16 protein-coding genes are annotated in these 19,785 nt (G+C 69.6%); 8 read left to right on the top strand and 8 right to left on the bottom strand.

The features are described from left to right. The first annotated feature begins 344 nt into the window (after positions 1–344). From sbnA to ABD743_RS06090, 3 genes are all read left to right on the top strand, one after another. Positions 345–1,331: a 2,3-diaminopropionate biosynthesis protein SbnA gene (gene sbnA, locus ABD743_RS06100; RefSeq protein ID WP_344719682.1), complete on the top strand. Its 987-nt coding sequence runs from the start codon at positions 345–347 to the stop codon at positions 1,329–1,331. A 334-nt stretch (positions 1,332–1,665) separates the two neighbouring features. Continuing rightward, entirely contained in the window at positions 1,666–2,154 is a 489-nt protein-coding gene (locus ABD743_RS06095; protein ID WP_344719680.1) for a universal stress protein, read from the top strand. Between the two features lie 180 nt (positions 2,155–2,334). Beyond that, a complete protein-coding gene (locus ABD743_RS06090; RefSeq protein WP_344719679.1) occupies positions 2,335–3,177 on the top strand; it encodes an SDR family NAD(P)-dependent oxidoreductase in 843 nt (280 codons plus the stop codon). Between the two features lie 20 nt (positions 3,178–3,197). Here ABD743_RS06090 and ABD743_RS06085 read toward each other — a convergent pair whose 3' ends face one another. After that, positions 3,198–3,629: an Ohr family peroxiredoxin gene (locus tag ABD743_RS06085; protein WP_344719677.1), complete on the bottom strand. Its 432-nt coding sequence runs from the start codon at positions 3,627–3,629 to the stop codon at positions 3,198–3,200. Positions 3,630–3,872: 243 nt separating this feature from the next. Between ABD743_RS06085 and ABD743_RS06080 the strand changes: the two genes are divergently transcribed. Further along, positions 3,873–5,357, top strand: a complete 1,485-nt coding sequence (locus ABD743_RS06080) for a GMC family oxidoreductase (protein WP_344719675.1) — start codon at positions 3,873–3,875, stop codon at positions 5,355–5,357. 63 nt (positions 5,358–5,420) lie between these two features. On the opposite strand, the gene ABD743_RS06075 is transcribed toward ABD743_RS06080, so the two are convergent. From ABD743_RS06075 to ABD743_RS06060, 4 genes are all read right to left on the bottom strand, one after another. Continuing rightward, a complete protein-coding gene (locus ABD743_RS06075) occupies positions 5,421–6,320 on the bottom strand; it encodes an alpha/beta fold hydrolase (RefSeq protein WP_379659358.1) in 900 nt (299 codons plus the stop codon). A gap of 273 nt (positions 6,321–6,593) precedes the next feature. Further along, the gene (locus ABD743_RS06070) at positions 6,594–9,350 is read right to left on the bottom strand and encodes an ATP-binding protein (protein ID WP_344719672.1); all 2,757 of its coding nucleotides are present in this window, start codon (positions 9,348–9,350) and stop codon (positions 6,594–6,596) included. Between the two features lie 192 nt (positions 9,351–9,542). Beyond that, positions 9,543–12,512, bottom strand: a complete 2,970-nt coding sequence (locus tag ABD743_RS06065; RefSeq protein ID WP_344719670.1) for an AAA family ATPase — start codon at positions 12,510–12,512, stop codon at positions 9,543–9,545. A gap of 58 nt (positions 12,513–12,570) precedes the next feature. Then, positions 12,571–12,759 carry a hypothetical protein gene (locus ABD743_RS06060; protein WP_344719668.1) on the bottom strand — a complete coding sequence of 63 codons (189 nt, stop codon included), beginning with the start codon at positions 12,757–12,759 and terminating at the stop codon, positions 12,571–12,573. A 53-nt stretch (positions 12,760–12,812) separates the two neighbouring features. On the opposite strand from ABD743_RS06060, the gene ABD743_RS06055 reads away from it, so the two are divergent. Then, positions 12,813–15,527 (top strand): AAA family ATPase, encoded by a 2,715-nt coding sequence (locus ABD743_RS06055; protein ID WP_344719666.1) that lies wholly within the window; start codon positions 12,813–12,815, stop codon positions 15,525–15,527. Between the two features lie 44 nt (positions 15,528–15,571). Here the strand turns inward: ABD743_RS06055 and ABD743_RS06050 are convergent, their stop codons facing one another. Beyond that, positions 15,572–16,171 carry a TetR/AcrR family transcriptional regulator gene (locus ABD743_RS06050; protein ID WP_344719664.1) on the bottom strand — a complete coding sequence of 200 codons (600 nt, stop codon included), beginning with the start codon at positions 16,169–16,171 and terminating at the stop codon, positions 15,572–15,574. Positions 16,172–16,195: 24 nt separating this feature from the next. On the opposite strand from ABD743_RS06050, the gene ABD743_RS06045 reads away from it, so the two are divergent. Genes ABD743_RS06045 through ABD743_RS06035 form a run of 3 tightly spaced genes read left to right on the top strand, consistent with a single transcriptional unit; the run spans position 16,196 to position 18,266 of the window. Continuing rightward, positions 16,196–17,167 (top strand): nuclear transport factor 2 family protein, encoded by a 972-nt coding sequence (locus tag ABD743_RS06045; protein WP_344719662.1) that lies wholly within the window; start codon positions 16,196–16,198, stop codon positions 17,165–17,167. Then, positions 17,164–17,679, top strand: a complete 516-nt coding sequence (locus tag ABD743_RS06040; protein ID WP_344719660.1) for a cupin domain-containing protein — start codon at positions 17,164–17,166, stop codon at positions 17,677–17,679. The genes ABD743_RS06045 and ABD743_RS06040 overlap by 4 nt, the downstream gene beginning before the upstream one ends. Continuing rightward, positions 17,676–18,266 carry a GNAT family N-acetyltransferase gene (locus tag ABD743_RS06035; protein ID WP_344719658.1) on the top strand — a complete coding sequence of 197 codons (591 nt, stop codon included), beginning with the start codon at positions 17,676–17,678 and terminating at the stop codon, positions 18,264–18,266. Before ABD743_RS06040 ends, ABD743_RS06035 begins: the two co-directional genes overlap by 4 nt. Here ABD743_RS06035 and ABD743_RS06030 read toward each other — a convergent pair. Then, a complete protein-coding gene (locus ABD743_RS06030; RefSeq protein ID WP_344719656.1) occupies positions 18,241–19,116 on the bottom strand; it encodes an alpha/beta fold hydrolase in 876 nt (291 codons plus the stop codon). The two genes, ABD743_RS06035 and ABD743_RS06030, sit on opposite strands and share 26 nt — an antisense overlap. Next, positions 19,113–19,553 carry a helix-turn-helix domain-containing protein gene (locus tag ABD743_RS06025; protein WP_344719654.1) on the bottom strand — a complete coding sequence of 147 codons (441 nt, stop codon included), beginning with the start codon at positions 19,551–19,553 and terminating at the stop codon, positions 19,113–19,115. The genes ABD743_RS06030 and ABD743_RS06025 overlap by 4 nt, the downstream gene beginning before the upstream one ends. Between the last annotated feature and the right edge of the window lie 232 nt (positions 19,554–19,785).

The raw sequence follows: 19,785 nt of genomic DNA, 5'->3' as shown, positions 1-19,785 counted from the left end.
AAGTCTGTTCCCGGTCGGGTAAACGGTTTGACCGACGCTATGGACCGAACCGATTCGACCAACGGGTCAGATCGGTACAACGGCGATGATCGGCGTATAAAACCGGCCCATTGATACAACCAGAACATCTGACAAGTTCTCGCTCACAGTTCCCCATCAGTCACAACGGCTGCAGCGACCGGCTCGGCCCGGTTCCCGTATTCGCTGTCGTGTTCGCCACACATCCCGTGGCTTCGGCCGGAAAACCCGGAGGGAATCTCCGGCGGGTTGAACCGGTTGCGCGGGATAGTCGTTGAAACCAGCAGGCGCCAAGCCGCCAGCCAGCATTGACGAGGGGGACCCAGATGCCAGTCATTTCCGCTCCTCACCAGTTCAACGAAGACGAGCTCTATGTCGACGTGAAGTCCATCTTCGGTCAGCCGCTCTTCTTGAAGTGTGAGGGATTTAACTTCGCCGGTTCGGTGAAGGTGAAGGCGGCCACCGAGATGGTCGAGGCAGCGGAGCGCGACGGGATACTGCGCCCCGGATCGATTCTCATCGAGTCCTCATCGGGCAACCTCGGTGTGGCGTTGAGCATGCTCGCGGCCAGCAAGGGCTACCGGTTCATCTGCGTCACCGACTCACGCTGCAACCTCGCCACCCGACGACTGATGGAAGCCCTGGGCAGCCAGGTACACATCATCACCGAACCCCACCCCACCACCGGCTACCTCGGCGCCCGCATCGACTACGTCCGCGCGCTGTGCGCCTCCGACGACCGGTACGTGTGGTTCAACCAGTACACCAACCCGGCCAACTGGGGCGCGCACTACCGCCGCACCGCCCCTGCGATCGCCCGCCAGTTCCCCCAGCTCGACGTGTTGTTCGTCGGCGCCGGCACCACCGGCACCCTCATGGGCTGCGCCCGCTTCTTCAAAGAATGGCACCGCCCCGTGCGCATCGTCGCGGTCGACACCGTCGGCTCGGTGTCCTTCGGTGGCCCCACCGGACGCCGGATGATCCCCGGCCTGGGCATGGGTGTGCGGCCGCCGCTGCTGGACGAGTCCTACGTCGACGACGTGGTCATGGTCGAGGAAGCAGACACCGTCCGCACCTGCCACCAACTGGCCAAACGCGGCTTCCTCTTCGGCGGCTCCACCGGCACGCAGGTCACCGGAGCAGTCCGCTGGCTCGAACAACACGGCACACCCGACATGACCGCCGTGACCCTCGCCCCCGACATGGGCGAGCGCTACCTCGACACCGTCTACCAGACCAACTGGGTGCAGGAACTCTACGGCGACGACGCACTCCGGACCGACGAGCTCGACACGCTTTCCTCGGTTGCCTGACCTCACGCGCCACGACGGCGCGCATGGGGAACGTGTTCGGGAAAGCGGCGCGCGGCGGCCCCGCAACCCGTCAGCAACGAAGCACCGCCGATCTCGCGAATTGATCTCCTCACACGCATTCTGAGCGCGCCGATCCGCTCCGCATCGATGGAGCGGTCGGCCCGTAGCGCCGTTCACATGGTGGGGCCGGTACGGGAGTGCTGGCCGAGGCCCGTAGCTGCAACACCCGGTCACGTCGACCGAGGCCCGGGCAACCGTCGTCGATTCGGCGCCACGATCGTGGGCCGAACTGCCCGAACCCGGTTGCCCCGACCGCTTCGGGGAACCCCGCTGCATGCCCTCTCGTCCGGTCGTGATCGCCTTCGACGGCTCCCCCGCCGCCCTGCGTGCCCTGCAGGAGGCCGCGGAGCTCCTGGCCCCACGACCCGGTCTCGTCGTTGTGGTGTGGGAAGCGGGTGTCGCCTACGACTACGCCACGCTCCCGAGCACCGGTCTCGACCTCCCGCCGGCACAGTTCGACCTGCGGTCGGCCGCGAAGCTGGACGAGGCCGTCTACTCCGGCGCCCGCGAGCTGGCGCGGAAGGGCGCGGGGATCGCCACCTCACTCGGGATGCCGGCCGACGGGACGGCCGTCGCCGACGAACTGACCGTGGGCGAAACGCTCGTCCGGATGGCGCGTGATGCCGACGCCGCCGCGCTCGTGGTCGGCCGGCACGGGCACAGCGCCCTGCGGGACGCACTGCTGGGGGGCACGACGAAGTACCTACTTCGCAACACCCCGTGCCCGCTGCTCGTCGGACGGCACGCCGAGAACGACACGTGACCTGCGCCGCCTCACGGTGCGCTCGCGTCAGCCGGATGTCCGAAAGACGGCAGCACGACGCCCACCGTCTCGTCCATCGGTCGACGAAAGCCCGGTGCCGCAGCCGGACAAGGGGTGACGGCGGCACCGGTCTCCTGATCCGATGTCCGTCGAAGGCGGCCGCGGTGAAGGAGATGCGTTGTGACAGAGCTGTCCGACTCGATCGTGCTCGTCACCGGGGCTGCCCGAGGCATCGGGCGAGCCCTGACGAACGGGTTCCTGCGCGAGCGCGCCGCCGTCATCGCCGTGGACAGTGATCCGGGAGGCGCGGAGCCGTTCGACGAGCCCGACGCCCGCCGAATCCTGACCATCGCCGCTGACATCACCGACAGCAACAGCATCGCGGCGGCGCGGGACGCCGCGCTCGACCGGTTCGGCCGCGTCGACGTGGTCATCAGCAATGCCGCGCTGCGTCAGCGGAGCTTGTTCGAGCCCACCGGACTGTCCACTGTGCTCGACGCGAGCGACGCCGACTGGCGGGCGATGTTCGAGGTCAACGTGCTTGGAACCCTCACCGTCATCCGCCGGTTCGTTCCGCTGCTGATCGAGGCGGGCGGCGGGAGCATCATCGCCGTCGGCACGAGCGGCGCGATGACACAGACGGTGGCGCCGGGTGTGTGGCAGGCCTCCCGTTCGGCGGGGCTGAACCAGCCCTACGAGGCGTCCAAGTCCGCGCTTGCCAGCATGATCCTCTCCCTCGCCGAGGAGTTGCGCGGCCACGACATCGCGGCGAACGTCCTGATTCCCGGTCCGACGATGACGACGGGTTCGGGCGAGATGGCCGCCGCGCGCGCTGCCACCGGGTTCGTGAACCCGCCGTATCTGCGCCCCGACCACATCGTCCCGGCAGCGTTGCATCTCGCCGCGCAGCGCGGCATGACCGGGCGGACGGCCTCAGCGATCGACGCCGTCGCCTGGAACGTCGAGCACGGGCTCGGAGGCCCGGAACTCTGGCACGCGGACACCGCACCGGAGCACCGCTGAAGCCCGCCAGCGCAAGAAACTCAGACGACGGTCGCGTCGATGGTGACCGGAACGTTGTCGCGGGTGGCCTTCGAGTACGGGCAGATCTGGTGGGCGCCCGCGCCGAGCTCATCTGCGGTCTGCTGGTCGACGCCGCTGAGCTCGATGTGCAGCGCGGCGCTGAGCACGAACTCGTCCAGTTGCTTGTCGTGGTGCAGGGTGACGTCCGCGATCACCGACAGGTTCTGCACGGGCACCTTCTTCTGTGCGGCGGCGCGCTTGACCGCTCCGAGGAAGCACGACGCCCACCCTGCGGCGAGAAGCTGCTCCGGATTGGTGGCACCGCCGGCTCCGCCCATCGCCTTCGGAATGGCGAGAGTGACGTCGAGAAGACCGTCATCGGACAGGGCACGGCCTCCGTTGCGACCCTCTCCGGTGGCGGTGACGACAGCCGTGTACGTGGTCTCGGTCACGGTGAATTTCCTTCTTTGTCTTGTTGTTCCGGGGAGCGGGCCTTTCCGACAGTAGGCAGAACCGACCGGTACGGCGCCCGTCGAATGACGCTGTCGGTGTAAGGCCCCGTACGACGTGACGTACACCGACAGCGGAACCCGGCAGTTGCGGGCGCGAGCCCATCTGCATCTACGGTGCACCGGTGCCCGTGCAGCCGAAGACGCGAGGCACCAGATGCGAGCTGTGGGGGCGGGTGCGCATTGATGTCGACTTATGACTACATCGTGGTGGGCGGCGGCACAGCAGGATGTGTGATTTCTGCACGCTTGTCGTCGAATCCGGATTCGCGCGTACTCCTCGTGGAAGCCGGCGCTCGTCACCCGTTGCCCGAGATGGCCACACCGCCTGCCTGGATCACGCTGCGGGGAGGCTCGGCCGACTGGAACAGCGTCACCGTCGAGCAATCGGGCACCGGCACGGTTCTTCAGATCCCGCGTGGACGTGCAGTGGGCGGTTCTTCGAGCATCAACGGGATGGTTTTCGCACGGGGGCACCGCTCGAGTTATGACGCCTGGACGGCCTCGGGAGCGCCGGGGTGGGGATTCGACGACCTGCTGCCGTTCTTCCGTCGCAGCGAGAGCGCGGCGGGGCGTGCGGCGGACGTTCGGGGGGTGGACGGACCGATGGTCGTCGCGCCGGCGGAACAGCCTCACCCGCTCGCCGCCGCCGGGTTGGAGGCCGCCCTGGAGGCCGGGCACCTGAAGGCCACCGACATCAGTGGTGGACTGGAACAAGGATTCGGCTGGACCGACCTGAACATCGTCGGGGGTGCACGGCAGAGCGTGGCGGACGCCTACCTCCGGCCCGTCGCTGACCGGCCCAATCTCGACGTCGTCACCGACGCTCTGGTACATCGGATCCGAGTCGACAACGGGACGTGCGTGGGAGTCGACTACACCGACGACGGCCGGCAGGTCTCGGCTGCCTGCTCAGGCGAGGTCGTGCTCACCGCCGGAGCCATCGGGACGGCCCAGTTGCTGCTCCTGTCCGGCATCGGGCCGCAGGCGCACCTGCAATCGGTCGGGATCGCTGTCGTCGTGGATCTCCCGGGCGTCGGCGAGAACCTGCACGACCACCCGCTTTCCGGGGTGGTCTACAGCGCCGGCCGTCCGGTCCCGGTGGGCGTCAACAACCACATCGAGGTGCTCGGCCTGATGCGCAGCGCCGCCGACGTGGACGCTCCTGACCTGCAAGCCTTCTTCGTGACACCGCTGCCCGGTGTCGACGACCAGTACATGATCGCGTTCTCCGCGATGGCGCCCCGCAGTCGCGGGTCGGTGCGGCTGGTAAGCGCACGGCCCGACGCGGCGCCGTTGCTGGATCCGAACTACCTCGGCGACAGCGCTGACCTCGAGATGATGGTCACCGGACTCCGGCTGGCCAGGGAGATCGGAAACCAGAGTGCGCTGGTCAGCTGGCGCGACGCCGAGGTGGCGCCGGGCCCGGACGCCGACGGCTCCAGCCCGCGCGACTACCTGCGGGCCACTACGCATTCCTACTACCACCCCGTGGGCACCTGCCGGATCGGTAGCGACGAGATGTCCGTCGTCGACACCGACCTGCGCGTTCGGGGAATCAGCCGCCTTCGTGTCGCGGATGCCTCTGTGATGCCCTCGATTCCCTCGGCCAACACCCTCGCCACCGTCGTGGCCATAGCCGAGCGGGCAGCGAGCCTGATGCAGGATTGACCGTGTCGCCGCACATCAGGGTCGCCGCTGATCAGGGTCGCCGCTGATCAGGGTCGCCGCTGATCAGGAACGATCGACGTCGATGATCGCTTGGGCGAACTCCTGCGGGGCCTCCTGAGGCACGTTGTGCCCGATGCCCTTCAGCACCCGGTGCGAATACTTGCCGGAGAACTGTTTGCGGTACGCGGCCCCGTCCGCGGCGGCACCATCGAAATCACTGGCGATCGTGATCGTCGGCACCGTGATGACCGGAGCTCCGGCGAGTTTCTGCTCGAGTGCGTCGTACTGCGGGTCGCCCTTGGCGAGGCTCAGCCGCCATCGGTAGTTGTGGATGACGATGCCGACGTGATCCGGGTTGCTGAAGGATGCCGCGGTGCGCTCGAACGTGGCGTCATCGAAGTTCCACGTGGGCGAGGCGTTCTTCCAGATCAACTTGTTGAAGTCGTGCCTGTTCCTGCTGTAGCCGCTCACACCGCGATCCGTGGCGAAGTAGTACTGGTACCACCATCCCAACTCGGCTGCCGGCGGCAACGGCTCCAGGTTCGCCTTGAGACTGGTGATCAGATAACCGCTCACGGACACGAGTGCCCTGCAGCGCTCCGGCCAGAGCGCTGCCATCACACAGGCTGTCCGCGATCCCCAGTCGAAACCGCCGAGGATCGCCCTGTCGATCCCGAGGGCGTCCATGAGGGCGATGATGTCGACGGCTACGGCCGCCTGCTGCCCGTTGCGGAACGTCGCCGGGGAGAGGAAGGACGTCGATCCGTAGCCACGCAGGTAGGGGACGATCACCCGGTAGCCTGCCGACGCCAGCACAGGGGCGACATCCACGTAGCTGTAGATGTCGTAGGGCCAGCCGTGCAGAAGAACGACCGCAGGGCCGTCGGCGGGGCCTAATTCTGCATATCCGATGTTCAGAACTCCGGCGTCCACCTGCTTCAACGAACTGAACGACGTATGCATCGGCGGGTTCGGCGGCGTCGGTCGTGCCGCTGCGCAACCGGTGACCGACGCAATCGACGCGGACGTCACTGCTGCCGCGACCGCCCGCGAAAACGCTCTCCTACTCAGCACCCGAACCCCGATCCGCCGGTCCCCACGGCGATACGCAATTACCACTCCCACCTCCCGATGTCATCGACCCGGAAATGGTCTGAATTCGGCGCGTGACACCCGAGCGACCATAGGTACGGGTCAGCCGGATTCGCTACCGTCAGATGACGCTGTCGGTGTACGTCACCGCGCCGCCGTCGACGCGTCAGGGGCTTCGGCGGACGGCCGGAGCGCAGCCCCGAGCTCGGCGCGAGAGCTGATACCGAGCTTGGGGAAGATTCGGTGCAGGTGCGTGCTCACCGTCCGGTGAGACAGATAGAGCCGTTGGCCGATCTCCCGGTTGGTCAGCCCGTCGGCGGCCAGCTGGGCGATGCTCAGCTCGTGCGCGGTGAGCTGGTCGCGGGCGTTCGGACTGCGGTTCGGGCTCGCCTCGCCCGAAGCACGGAGCTCCCCACGTGCCCGCTCGCTCCACGGGATCACCCCGACGGCGTCGAACGTCTCGCGGGCTGCCCGCAGGTGCACACGGGACTCGGCCGCGCGCCGCTGACGCCGTAGCCACTCCCCGAAGGCGAGCAGGACACGCCCGCGCTCGAGCGGCCATCCGGTGAGGTCGGCACCGAGTGCAGCCTTGAACAGATCCTCGGCCTCGTCACCCTGCGCGAGAACGGCCCGCACGTAGCGCAGGCCGATGTGCAGCGCCGGTGACGACGTCGTCGGTGCGAACGTCTCCAGCTCGCGCAGGATCTCGCGCATCGCGTCGGTCTGACCGGTGCGGATGGCCGCCTCCGCCAGCTCCGCGATGGCGTAGCAGTGCAGGGCGAGCTGGTAGGCCGGGTCGGCGGGGTCGTGCATCCGCCGCAGGTCCGCGAAGGCGTCGGCGTAGCGGCCTTCGCCGAATGCCGTCAGGCCGCGCGCCACCTGCACCGTGGCCAGCACCGGACGGGCCCCTGCTGCCAGACCCACCTGCTCTGCCTCCGCAGCCAGGACAGTGGCCGACTCATAGGTGCCGCGCAGCGCCGCGATCTCGGCTTCGACGGCCCTGGCCAGCCCGTACATGAACGGCTGATCGGTCTCCTGGGCGAGCCTTCCGGCCTCCTCCGCCGCGGGCAGCGCCACCGCGAGGTCACCCAGGCGCACCGAACTCCACGCCTGGACCGCCAGCGCCCTGGTCAGCAACCCGAGCCTGCCCTGCGCGCGCAAGCCGGACAGCGCGGCGGCGGAGAACCGTGCCGACAGGTCGAACGCCCCCACCTGCAACGCGGCACTGCCGAGAAAACGCTGCACCTGAGGATCCCCACCGGTGCGGCCTGCCAGTTCGCGCAGGGCCGCCACGACCGTCCCGCCGCGCTCGATCGGAGCGACGTACGCCGAGATCGCCACCATCCGGGGGTCGGCGTCGTCGATGGGCAGTCGGTCCGCCACGGCCACGATGTGCTCACGGGCCGCGGAACCCGGCTCCGTCCAGAAACACCGCATCCCGGCACCCCAGAGAATGCGCGTGGCCAGATCGACATCTCCGTCGGTGGCGACCGCCTCGGCGAGGGTGGCGAGCTCCAGCGGTCCGGCGAAGCCATCGCGCATCCCGTCGTCGAAGCTGCTGCGCAGCCAGGTGGCCCGGGCACGTTGCTGCGCTGTGAGTTCCAACGTCGAGACCTGACCCAGCAACTGTTCCACGACGTCCTTCCGGCCGGACTCGACCGCGAGGTCGGCTGCCCGCAGAAGCCGTTCGGCACGGCGGGCCGGTGCGTCACTCAGCCACGCCGAGCGCTCCAGGGCCGCGACCGCACCGGCCACTCCACCTCGGCGTTGTGCCCGGTCAGCGGCCTGCTCCAGCTCGAAGGCGACGCTCTCGTCCGTGCCCGCCGTGGCGGCCGCCCGGTGCCACGCCCGTCGGTCCGGTTGCCCGCACAAGGTCTCGGCCAACGCCCGATGGGCCGCCTGCCGCTCGCCTGCGTCGGCGGCCTGCGGGATCGCCGAGCGCATCAGCGGGTGCCGGAAGGTCAGCGTGCTCGGACCGAGCTCGATCAGCCGGCCTTCGACAGCGGGAGTCAGAACCGCAACGCCGACGGCGGTTCCGAGAGCCGATGACGTGGCATCCAGCGTCTCGGCGAGGGAGCCGCTGTCGTTGAGCGCGGCGATCAGCAGGCTCGTGCGGGTGTCGCCGGGTAGCCCCGCCACCCGGGCGGTGAATGCCCGTTCGAGGCGCGCGGTCAGCGGCAGGACGGCCGGCAGCATTGCATCGGCACCACCCAGGCACAGCACGGCAGCGGGCAGTTCGGTCAGCGCCAGCGGATTGCCTGCTGCCTCGTTCAGCAGCCGCGACCGTACGGCCGGCGCGAGGCCGGGAGCGGCCGCGTCGAGAAGCGCGGCCGCGGTGTCCTCCGGGAGCCGCTCGACCCGCATCGACGGCAGGCCGGCGTCATCGAGTCGCGACGAGGCACCGTCACGCGTGGTCGCGATCAACACGATGGGCTCGGACTCGAGACGGCGCGCCACGAAGGCGAGTACGTCGGTGCTGGACCGGTCCAGCCAGTGGGCGTCCTCGGCGATCAGCACCAGCGGTGAGTGGGCAGCCGCTTCGGCCAGCAGGTTCAGGACGGCCAGCCCGACGAGGTAGACGTCCGGCACTGCCTCATCCGCGAGCCCCAGCGCGGCGCGGAGTGCATCGCTCTGCGGGCCAGGGAGGGCGCTGATACCGGCACGGATCGGGCGCAGGAGCTGGTGCAACCCGCCGTAGGGCAGATGTTGCTCGCACTCCACCCCGGTGGTGGCGAGCATGCGCATGCCCGAGCTGGCGACGCGCCGGCACGCCTCGCTGAGCAGAGCCGACTTTCCGATGCCGGCCTCCCCCCGGACGATCAGTGCGCCGCCCCGCTTCCCCACCCCGTCGATCAGCTCGGCCAGGCACCTCGTCTCCACTTCGCGCCCGAAAAGCGGCATTCGCCCGCACTCCTACCTGTCGGTTCATCCACTGACCGCCGCACGATGCGGTGCGCGTTTTCGTCAACCGTACCGCCGCCGTGAAACAAGGCGACGACCGACGATGAACGTCGACAGAAAAATGAATCAATCCGTTCGTTCTCACGCGCTTCACAACGATCGTTCAGGTAGGCCACTTCGACGAATCAGCCGCTATGCCGACTCCTCTGCTCCCGCACATCCGGTGCGGTCGAGGGCATTGCGCAGTTGCGCTCGGTTCGCGATGCCGAGACGTGGATAAATGCGGTACAGGTGGGACCCCACCGTCCGGTGCGACAGATAGAGGCGCTCGGCGATCTGCCGATTCGTGAGGCCGTCCGCGGCGAGCGTCGCAATCTGAAGTTCCTGGGCGGAGAGCTGCCCACTGATCCCCACTGTTCGCCGGGAGCTGGCCTCCCCCGTCGCTCGCAGCTCCGCGCGAGCCTCGTCGGCCCACGGTCTGACCCCGAGCTCGTCGAAGACGTTGCGGGCCCGCCGCAGCGGCTCCTTGGCGTCCAACGGTCGCCGTCGGCGCCGCAGGCGCTTGCCGTGATGCAGTTGCAGGCGGGCGCGGTACAGGGACCAGCCGCCGACTTCGCCGAGGAGAGCCTCCTGGTACCGGTCGTCCTCCTCCGTTTCCGGGGCGAGGACGGCCGCCGTGTAGCTCGTCGCGAGGATCAGCATCGGCGTGGACAGCCGGCGGGCCAACGCCGGCAGGTCCCCGAGCAGCTCCCGGGCCTGCGCTGTGTTGCCGGAGGCGACGGCGGCATCGGCGAGATCCGGTGCGAGCCACCAGCGGATGACCGGGTGGTAGCAGTCCTGGTCGACGTCGAAGGTGGCAGCCAGGTGCTCGAACGCCTCGGTGGGACGCCCGTCGAGCATGGCGAGCAGGCCGCGCGCGTGCCTGGCTCCGGCGAGGATGTAGCGCATCCCCGGCACCAACCTGCTGGATGCGATGTTCTCGAGCTGCCGCTGTGCGGTGTGCTGGTCTCCCCGCAGTGCACTGACCAGCGCGATGTTGATTCGGGTGGCGGCTGCGGTGAAGTGCTCGCCGTTCTCCCGGGCGATGCCGTGGGCCTCCTCGGACTCGGCGTGGGCCCGGTCCAGGTCGCCGAGCCAGATCCGCACGTATGCGTTCGCTCCGAGCATCCTGGCGAGCATTCCGGTGCGCTCCTGGATCCGGCACACGTCGGCTGCCCGCTTGAGCTGGTCGACGCATCGCGGGAAGTCACCGAGGACCAGGTGCGCGCTGCCCAGCAACCGCAGGCCGTCGGCGTCGAGTTCCCGGCCGTTCAACCTCTCGAGACGATCAAGGACATCCCGTCCACAGCGCTCGGGCGAGGCGTAGGCGAGAACGGCGAGTGCCAGGGGGTTCTGCTCGACGGAGTCGAGCGCCTCGGCCTGCGCGACGATCTCGGAACGCGCCGACGGCGACGCGCCCTGGAAGAAGCATCGCGTGGCGGCGCGCCACAACAGGCTGCCCGCCAGTTCGTGCTCACCCGCCCCGCTCGCTGTGCCCGCGGCCCGTGTCAGCTGTGCGATCCACCTGTCGCCGTCGTGCGGATCGAACGCCACGGCCTCGGCGACGTTCAGCAGGCGCGCGCGCCCGACCGTGCTCAGCTCGCCCGGGTCGGCCTCGTCGAGCAGCGCTCTGGCCTCCCGGTGGGCGCCGACCTCGGTGGCCAGTTCGGCGGCACGCACGAGCAGGGCGCTTCGGCGTTCCGTATCCGAGGCGAGTGCGGCCGCACGCTGCAGGGCGGTCAGTGCGACCGTCGCCGCCTGCCGCCCACTCGCCGCGCAGGCCAACTGCTCCAGCTCCTCCGCCAGCTGGTCGTCCGGGCCGAGCGCGGCGGCGGCCCTGTGCCAGATCGCCTGTTTGGGACGCCGGCGCATCGCCGTGGCGAGCGCCCGATGGGCGGCAAGCCGGTCATGGAGGCCTGCGGTCGAGTAGATCGCCGACCGCATCAGCGGATGCGAGAAGCGAAGACCGGCATCGGCGTACTCGACGATGCCGACGTCGACGGCCTGTTGCACGGCGTCGGTGGTCACCGGCTCCGGTGAGATCATCGACGCTGCGTCCATGACGACCCCGAGGCCGCACGCGGTGTCGGCCGCGAGGGTGAGCAGGAAGGCGCGCGCGTCCGCGGAGAGTTCCCGGAGGCGCCCTGCGAAGGTCCGTTCCAGGCGTTCGGTGAGCGGGGCGACGCTCCAGTTGCCAGGCAGCAGCGTTCGTGCGCTCGGGTTCGTCCGAGGAAGCTCGATGAGCGCCAGCGGGTGTCCTGCGGCTTGCGTGAGGATGTGAGTCCGCGCGCCGGCGTCGAGGTCGGGGGCCTGTGCGGTCAGGAGCCGTTCTGCGTCGTCCGGCGAGAGCCGGGACAGCGCGCGCTCGGGTAGGCCGCTGCGCCCGAGCGGTTCCCCGTGGCCGGACCGGGCCGCGACCGCCGCGAAGATCCGGTGGCCCCCGAGCCTGCGTGCGACGAAGCCGAGCACCTCGGCACTCGGTTCGTCCAGCCACTGGGCATCGTCGACGAGAAGCAGAACGGGCCCCGCTGCGGCTGCCTCCGCAAGCAGTTCGAGCGTGGCGAGCGCAACCGTGAACTTGTCCTCCTGCATCGCCTCGACGCGGAAGGCACCGAGCAGCGCCCGACGCTGGGCTGGGCTCAGCCGCTCCAGCAGTCCCGCGAGGGGGTACAGCAGCTGGTGCAGCGCGGCGTACGGGAACCGGTCCTCCGCCTCCACGCCAGTGGATACCAGCGTCGACATGCCGCGGAGCTCCGCCTCGGCCCGCAACGTCCGCAGGAGCTCGGTCTTGCCGATTCCCGGCTCACCGCGGATGACCAGCGCAGAGCCCTGACCGGCCACCGCAGAGTCGAGCGTGCAACGCAGCGCGGCGAGCTCCGCGGCACGTCCGACGAACGCGGTGCCGTGATCCCGCACCGTCGACCAGCCGGCCGCGCGCCCGTCCTCCGGCGCCACCGTCGGGCATGCCGCTGTCGCTCGGAACGTCCGGCCCTCGTCGAGCGCCTCGGCAGCGGATCGGGGCCACCTGGCGTCGTCCACCTGCCCGTCGGGTGCGCAGCCACCGGCATCGACGGCGGTGAGAATCGCACGATGCCGGCCCGGCTCGCTGGACTTCGACGACATTGGTGAGCTCCCGACTGTGGACGGCGACGATGCGTCCGGCACCGGGGCCGCGGTCCCCTCACGCGGACTTCGGCCCCGTGACGAACTGTCGCGCGTTCCGGCTCGCCTCGACCCCGGGCGACTCACGGGCAGACACCCTTGAGCCCTGGTGGCACCCGGGCCACGGGACCTCGCGCACCGTCGCGACGTTCTGCTGCGCGTGCCGGCACGCCGCGAGTTCGGGGATGGCGCCCGGATCGTCGCTCACGGATACTCCCCCGATGGTGCGACGAAGGCAGGCCCCGGTGACGGTGTAGCCCGGTGTTGCGAGACCGGCGCAGCGAACGTGAGGCGCTCGATCAGCTCGTCGAGGCTGTTCGGGTCGGCGAGGGCCGGGCACTCGTACTGCGGGGTGAACCGGGTGTAGGCAAAACGGCGCTCCTGGAGTACCTGGTCAGGCAAGCATCGGACTGCCGAATGGCCTACGCCACGGGGATTCAGTCGGAGATGGAGCTGGCCTTCGCCGGGCTTCATCAGCTGTGCACCCCGATGCTCGACCTGCTCGACCGCCTTCCTTCGCCACAAGGCGATGCGCTCTCCACGGTTTTCGGGCTCAGTGGCGGGGATCCGCCGGATCGATTCCTGGTCGGGCTGGCCGTGCTGGGCCTGTTGGCCGAGGCCGCCGGCGAACGACCACTGATCTGTGTGGTGGATGACGCCCAGTGGCTCGACCGCGCCTCGGCACAGGCGCTGGCGTTCGCCGCCCGCCGTCTGGTGGCGGAGTCCGTGGGGGTCGTCTTCGCGGCCCGTGACGGCGAGGTAGCGGAGTTGGCGGGCCTGGCGCAGCTGGTGGTAGACGGGCTGCCCGATGCCGAAGCGCGGGAGCTGCTGCGCTCGACGCTGCGCGGGCCGCTCGACGAGCGCGTGCGCGACCGGATCGTCGCCGAGACCAGAGGCAATCCGCTGGCCTTGCTGGAGCTGCCGCACGGGTTGACACCGGCGCAGCTGGCAGGCGGTGTCGTCGTGAGCGGCACCGGGACGCTCGCAGGTCAGATCGAGGAGAACTACCGGCGACGCCTCGCGGCACTTCCGGCCGAGACTCAGCGGCTCGTGCTGGTCGCCGCGGCCGAACCGCTGGGCGATCCCGTGCTGCTGTGGCGCGCCGCAACGCAGCTGAGCATCAGCGCCGAGTCCGCGGCACCGGCAGCATGCGCCGGGTTGCTCGAGATCGGATCCCGGGTGCGGTTTCACCACCCATTGGTCCGCTCGGCGATCTACCGAGCGGCGGCACCCGAGGAACGGCGGATCGCGCACCGTGCACTGGCGGACGTCACCGATCCGGAGGCCGATTTCGATCGTCGCGCCTGGCATGCCGCGCAGGCCACAGCGGGACCGGACGAGAACGTCGCCGCCGACCTGGAGCACTCGGCGGGGCGCGCGCAGGCACGCGGCGGGCTCGCCGCGGCCGCCGCCTACCTGGAACGAGCCGCCGAGCTGACCGCCGACCCGGACCGTCGGGTGCAGCGGGCGCTGGCCGCGGCGCGGGCCACGCACCTGGCCGGGGCACCCGACGCGGCGCTCAAACTGCTGTCCCTGGCCGAGGCGTGCCCGCTGACCAAGCTCCAACGCGCCCGGGTGGACCTGCAACGCGCCCAGATCGCCTTCACCCTCAACCGCGGCAGAGAAGCCCCGCCCCTGCTGCTGCAGGCCGCGAAACAACTCGAGCAACTCGACGTCGAACTGGCCGGCCAGACCTACCTGGACACCCTGCTCGCAGCCATGTTCGCCGGCGCGCTCGCCGGCGGCGTCAGCGTGCAGGAAGCCGCCCACGCCGCCCGTGCCGCCTCGCCCACGACGCGGACCTCGCGCGCGCCCGATCTGCTTCTCGAGGGCTTGGCGCTGCGGTTCAACGACGGCTACACCTCAGCGGCACCAACACTGAAACAAGCACTCCGCGCCTTCCGCAACAACGACCTCTCCCCACAAGAAGGACTGCGCTGGCTCTGGCACGCCTGCATCACCGCCGCCCACCTCTGGGACTACGACACCTGGGAACTACTCGCCACCCGCTTCGTCCACACCGCACGCGACGCAGGCGCCCTGACCATGCTCCCGCTCGCCCTCAGCCAACGCATCGGCGTACACGTCCTCCTCGGCCAACTGACCGACGCCACCTCGTTGCGCGAGGAACTGAACTCGATCACCGACGCAACCGGGCACCCGCCACCGCCCATCGCCATCCTGCTGCTCGCCGCATGGCAAGGCCACGAACCCGAAGCACGGCAACTGATCGAGACCACCACCACCGAGGTGCTGCAACGCGGCGAGGGCGACGGGCTGGTCAAAGCCCAATGGGCCGCAGCACTTCTCGACAACAGCCTCTGCCACTACGAGGACGCACTCACCGCGGCCCAGCAAGCCGCCGATCAACCGCCGGTGCTGGGCGTGGCCCCCTGGGCGGCGCTGGCCGAACTCGTCGAAGCCGCCACCCGCTGCGGCACACCCGAACGCGCCACCCACGCATTCCGCCAACTCGCCGACGTCACGCGCGCCAGCGGCACCGACTGGGCACTGGGCATCCAGGCCCGCTCCCGTGCTCTGCTGAGCTGCGGTCGCGACGCCGAGCGCGCCTACTGCGAGGCGATCGACCGGCTCGGGCGCACCCGCGTCCGCGGCGAACTCGCCCGCGCCAAGCTCGTCTACGGCGAATGGCTACGCCGGGAAGGCCGACGGCTGGACGCACGCGAACAGCTACGCGCCGCCCACGAAACGTTCACCGCGATCGGCGCCACGGCCTTCGCCCAGCGCACCGCCACCGAACTGCGGGCCACCGGCGAGTCACCGCGCAAACGCACGGTCGAGACCAGCACGGAGCTCACCCCGCAGGAGGCCCAGATCGCGGGTCTGGTCCGCGAGGGACTCTCCAACCCCGAGATCGGTGCCCGCCTGTTCATCAGCCCACGTACCGTCGAATGGCACCTGGGGCGGATCTTCTCCAAGCTCGACATCACCTCGCGCAAGCAGCTCTCCCGCTGAGCGCGGTGGCGGCTGCCGGCTCGTAGGGCCGTACGCTCCTCGGCTCAGTCGCCCCGCAAGCCGGCGAGCATGGCGCCGATGGTTGCGAGTGCGTCGGCGCGGGCCTGGTCGGGGTCGTCGGCCTCAGCGACCTGGATCGCGGCCTCACCGGCGAGCGCGCAACAGAGCCGCGCGAGCAGGCTCACCGAGGCAGGTGCGATCTCTCCCGCGTCGACGAGGTCGTCGAGCAGGCGTTCGAGCAACACCGCGGTGTACTGGTGGTCGAGCTCGCGCCAGCGGCGCCACCCCAGCGCGACCGGCCCCTCCTCGAGGACGATCCGGCGAAACCGCGTCTCGGTGGCGAGTTCGAGGAACCGTTCCAGGGCGGCGCGGGCCGCCTCGCTCGGTGACTCGCAGGCCTCGGCTCTGGCCGTCACCTGCTGGACGGCGGCGGTCTCGACGCGCTCGAAGACCGCACGGAACAGTGCCTCCTTGTCGGCGAAGTGCCGATAGACCGCGCCCTTGGTGAACCGTGCCGCTGCGCCCACGGCGTCGATCGACGTCGCGCGGAATCCTTCGCTCACGAAGAGCGCCTCCGCCGCGACCAAGATCGACTCCTTGGTCTGCTGGACGTACTCGAGGCGCTGGGACTTGACATCCGGCATGAAACCGACAGTACCGTAGATACTGTGAGTATCGCGGATACCAGCGCCACCGTCCCGTCAGCGGTACATCGGCAGGTGGTCGGCCTATTCGCCGCCGGCTGGCGGCAACCGGACCCCCACGCGTGGGACGAGCTCCTGGCCGACGACGTCGACCTGCACCAGCCACTCATGGCCGACGGCGTCGGCCGAGTGCACTGGCAACAGGAGTTCGCCCGGCTCCAGGCGTTCCTGCCCGATCTGCGCGGTGAGATCGCCGGGTGGGCCGCCAGCGACGACACGATCTACGTCGACGTCCACTGCGTCGCGACCGCCGGTGGCCTGCCCCTGCAGTTTCGAGCGCTCGATCGGCTCACCGTCACCCCCGACGGCACCGTCACCCGACGGGACTCCTTCTTCGACCCCACCCCACTCGTCCGTGCACTGCTCATGCGGCCGGCGGCCTGGGCCGCGTGGTGGCGCTCGGGTGTAGCTCCGTTCGCCGGCCGCCGGACACTAGTCGGCCGACACGCGATCAACGGCGGCGACGAACCGGCCCGAACGACCACGCCCGCCGGCAGGACAGAACTCCGGCGACCGCGGCCCCTGTGGCTCGGCGTCATTCGCGGTTGCGTCGGCGTGACCACCCTGGCTCGCCCCAGGCTGGCCTACCGGTGCCTCGGATCGCACGGCGAGCCGTCGGCCGGAGGTTTCCTCGCGCGTGCGTTCGGGGCTCGTGAGCTCGCCATCGCGCTGGCCACCCTGAGCTCGGACCCACGTACCGCCCGGGTCGGCGTCCGGCTCGGGATGGTCGCCGACGCGGCCGACGTCGCCTCGATCCTGCTCGGACGGCGGCGGCGCGGTCTCCCGGCCGGGGCCGCGCTCGTGATCGGTGGCGCCGCCGCACTCTTCGCCACAGCCGGTGCAGCCGTCCTCGCCGACGGTGACATCATCGAGCACCGCGGGCGGCGGCGCGAAGATCGACTCCAGCGACCTCGACAGGAGACCGAGCGGTCATGACCTTCTCCGAGCAAGCATCCAGCCGGAGGTTGCAGATGCCGACCGGCGAGGTGATCGACATCGTCCGCTCGGGCAGGGACAACGGCGGCGCCGCGTTCGAGGTCGAGGCGCTCCTGCCTCCACGGCTCAGCGGACCACCGCCGCACCGGCACCGCCGCGAGATCGAGACCTTCGAGGTTCTCGACGGCGTACTGCGGGTCCGCGTCGGCAACGAGACCCGTGACCTGCAGACGGGCGAGTCCGTGACCGTCAGCCCGTGGACCCTTCACGCGTTCGCCAACCCGAGCGACCGGCCGACCCGCATCCGCACCGTCGAAACCCCTGCCGGCCAACTGGAAGACCAGTTCCGCGTCATGGCGACCGCCGGCCGCCTCCTGCCACTGATTCGGCTCGCCCGGATCAACGTCGCCCACGAGCTCAGCTTCCACATCCATGGCATTCCCGACCCGATCCAGCGGGTGCTGTGGCGCGCTCTCGCCACACTCCCCTCCCGGCACGGGAAGCTGTCGTGACGCGCCCGGACAGCTCGCGGCAACGACCCGACCGCGAGGACATGGATGCGCTGCGTCAGGTGCGTACCCACGACCATGCGGTCCTGGTTCGCGCGATCCAGAACTGGTGGGGCGACTCGCGCACCCCGCAGGAGGCAGAGCAGCTCTCCTTGCTGCTGCCCAGGCTGTTCGTGGAGTTCTTCCGCGAAACCAGCTTCGTCGTCGAACGTGGCGATGCGCTCGCAGGCTTCCTCATCGGGCTGCACCCGACCAGCGACCCGGAGGAGGCCTACATCCACTTCGTCGGCGTGAACCCGAACCTCCGACGCGCCGGTGTCGCCCGCCGCCTCTACGCCACGTTCTTCGAACGGGCGCTCGCCGCGGGACGCCGCCACATCCGGGCCATCACCTCACCGGCCAACTCCGGCTCGATCTCGTTCCACCGCGCAATGGGGTTCGCACTCGAACCCAGTGACTACGAGATCGACGGTGTGCCGGTGCACCGCGACTATGACGGGCCGGGGCAGGACCGGGTATGCCTGCGCCTCACCCTGAGCGCGCCGGACTCCGGTCCAGCAGGTATCACGCGTGTTGCTCCCCCTGGATGACACTCGTCAGGAACTCCAGTTCCGCCCGCTGCGCGGGAATGAAATGGCCGACTCCAGGGAGCAGCCGCACCGTCGCGTGCGGTACGGCGCCGTCGAGCCGCCGCTTGGTCTCGGCGGAATCGACCATGACGTCCAGTTCCCCGACGAGTACGTGCACGGGCATGGTCAGCCGTCGTAACGCGTCGTCGTCGAACACGGGAAGCTCGTCCATGCGGTAGCGGTAGTTCTCCGCAACGAGCATCACCTGCTCGATAATCTCCGCGGCGACCGCGGGTTGCATGGTCGACAACCCTGAGCCGAGCACACCTGTCACCGACTTGCGCCGGCCCCACCGGCCGAGAGGGTTCAGCAGAAGGGCCTTGAGCAGGACTCCCTTCTTCTGCCTGCCGATACCCGAGGGGCACGACAACGCCAGGCGTTCCACCCTGCCGGGCCGCCGCGTGGCGTAGTCCAACGCGAGCCAGCCACCAAGGGAGATCCCCATGATCCGGACCTGCTCCAGCTCGAGGAAATCAAGTACCGCGTCCAGCCACACCGCATACCTGTCCGAGTCCATCGGCGGCCGGGACGGCGCGCTGAGGCCGGGCTCCCCGATCATGTCGACGGCGTACACCCGGAAATGCGTGGCGAGTTCGGGGATGCTGCCAATCCATTGCGCCGAGTTGCCTCCGGAGCCATGGAGCAGCACCAGCGCAGGTGCGGTTGCCGGGCCGGATGCGATGACGAATGTCTCGCCCTCGCGCGTGGGCACGCGGAACTGTTCGTTCTCGACCGGCCAGTGCTCCAGCGTCGTCAGATAGCGCTCGCGGAGCAGGCGGGCCCCGGCTTCGGACCGATAGATCTCACTCATGTTTCCGGCTCCTCGATCACTGCGCTGATCAGCCCGAAGATGTCCGCGCTCGTGGACAAACTGCCGAGCACGACGATCTTCAGGTGGGCGCGCTCTTCGTCGTAGACGATGTTCAGGCGCAACTGCCCGTCGCCGTCGCGGCGATGGGCAGTTGCGGTAGTCAGCACGGTGCTCACGCGACTGACCGTCTCGGGGCTGATCGCATCGATCTCCACGATGCTCGACACCCCGACATGGCGACGGCGGATGACCGTGTCGCGGACGGCGGGCTCGGCGGGCCGCCCGGTGAACGCCTCGAGGTCCGCGCGCGCAATGCGGTACTGCTTGCCGATCCGCACGGCCGTCAGCCGGCCGTCGCGGATGTAGTTGCGCACCGTACGCACGTGCAGACCCAGCCGGTCGGCGACTTCCTCCGCCGTGAACAACTCCTGCGTCACGCAAACGACCGTATCAGACGCCAAGCTTCCCTACATCAGCAGACGATAGGGATGTTTACGGAATTTTAGGGCCAGCCCAGCCGGGCGAAGAGGCTCAGTGACGCGGCAACGGGAGCAGTGGAGCCGGACGGCCGCCCACCACCGCCCTGGTCGAGATCCCCGGCCAGGGGCATCTCGCACACAAGCCTGTCCCGACCCCGGCCGGAGCCGGAGTCGGGACAGAAGGTCGATC

The organism is Pseudonocardia yunnanensis, from assembly GCF_039534065.1.
GTDB lineage: Bacteria > Actinomycetota > Actinomycetes > Mycobacteriales > Pseudonocardiaceae > Pseudonocardia > Pseudonocardia yunnanensis.
The sequence above is the reverse complement of the archived record's forward strand: the minus strand, read 5'-3'. Positions and strand labels throughout refer to the sequence as shown.

Excerpts from the sequence above, each read along its gene's own strand:
- ABD743_RS06095 (WP_344719680.1), top strand. The coding sequence starts at position 1,666 with ATGCCCTCTCGTCCGGTCGTGATCGCCTTCGACGGCTCCCCCGCCGCC.
- ABD743_RS06050 (WP_344719664.1), bottom strand. The coding sequence starts at position 16,171 with ATGCCGGATGTCAAGTCCCAGCGCCTCGAGTACGTCCAGCAGACCAAG.
- ABD743_RS06075 (WP_379659358.1), bottom strand. The coding sequence starts at position 6,320 with ATGCATACGTCGTTCAGTTCGTTGAAGCAGGTGGACGCCGGAGTTCTG.
- sbnA (WP_344719682.1), top strand. The coding sequence starts at position 345 with ATGCCAGTCATTTCCGCTCCTCACCAGTTCAACGAAGACGAGCTCTAT.
- ABD743_RS06040 (WP_344719660.1), top strand. The coding sequence starts at position 17,164 with ATGACCTTCTCCGAGCAAGCATCCAGCCGGAGGTTGCAGATGCCGACC.
- ABD743_RS06065 (WP_344719670.1), bottom strand. The coding sequence starts at position 12,512 with ATGTCGTCGAAGTCCAGCGAGCCGGGCCGGCATCGTGCGATTCTCACC.
- ABD743_RS06070 (WP_344719672.1), bottom strand. The coding sequence starts at position 9,350 with ATGCCGCTTTTCGGGCGCGAAGTGGAGACGAGGTGCCTGGCCGAGCTG.
- ABD743_RS06030 (WP_344719656.1), bottom strand. The coding sequence starts at position 19,116 with ATGAGTGAGATCTATCGGTCCGAAGCCGGGGCCCGCCTGCTCCGCGAG.
- ABD743_RS06080 (WP_344719675.1), top strand. The coding sequence starts at position 3,873 with ATGTCGACTTATGACTACATCGTGGTGGGCGGCGGCACAGCAGGATGT.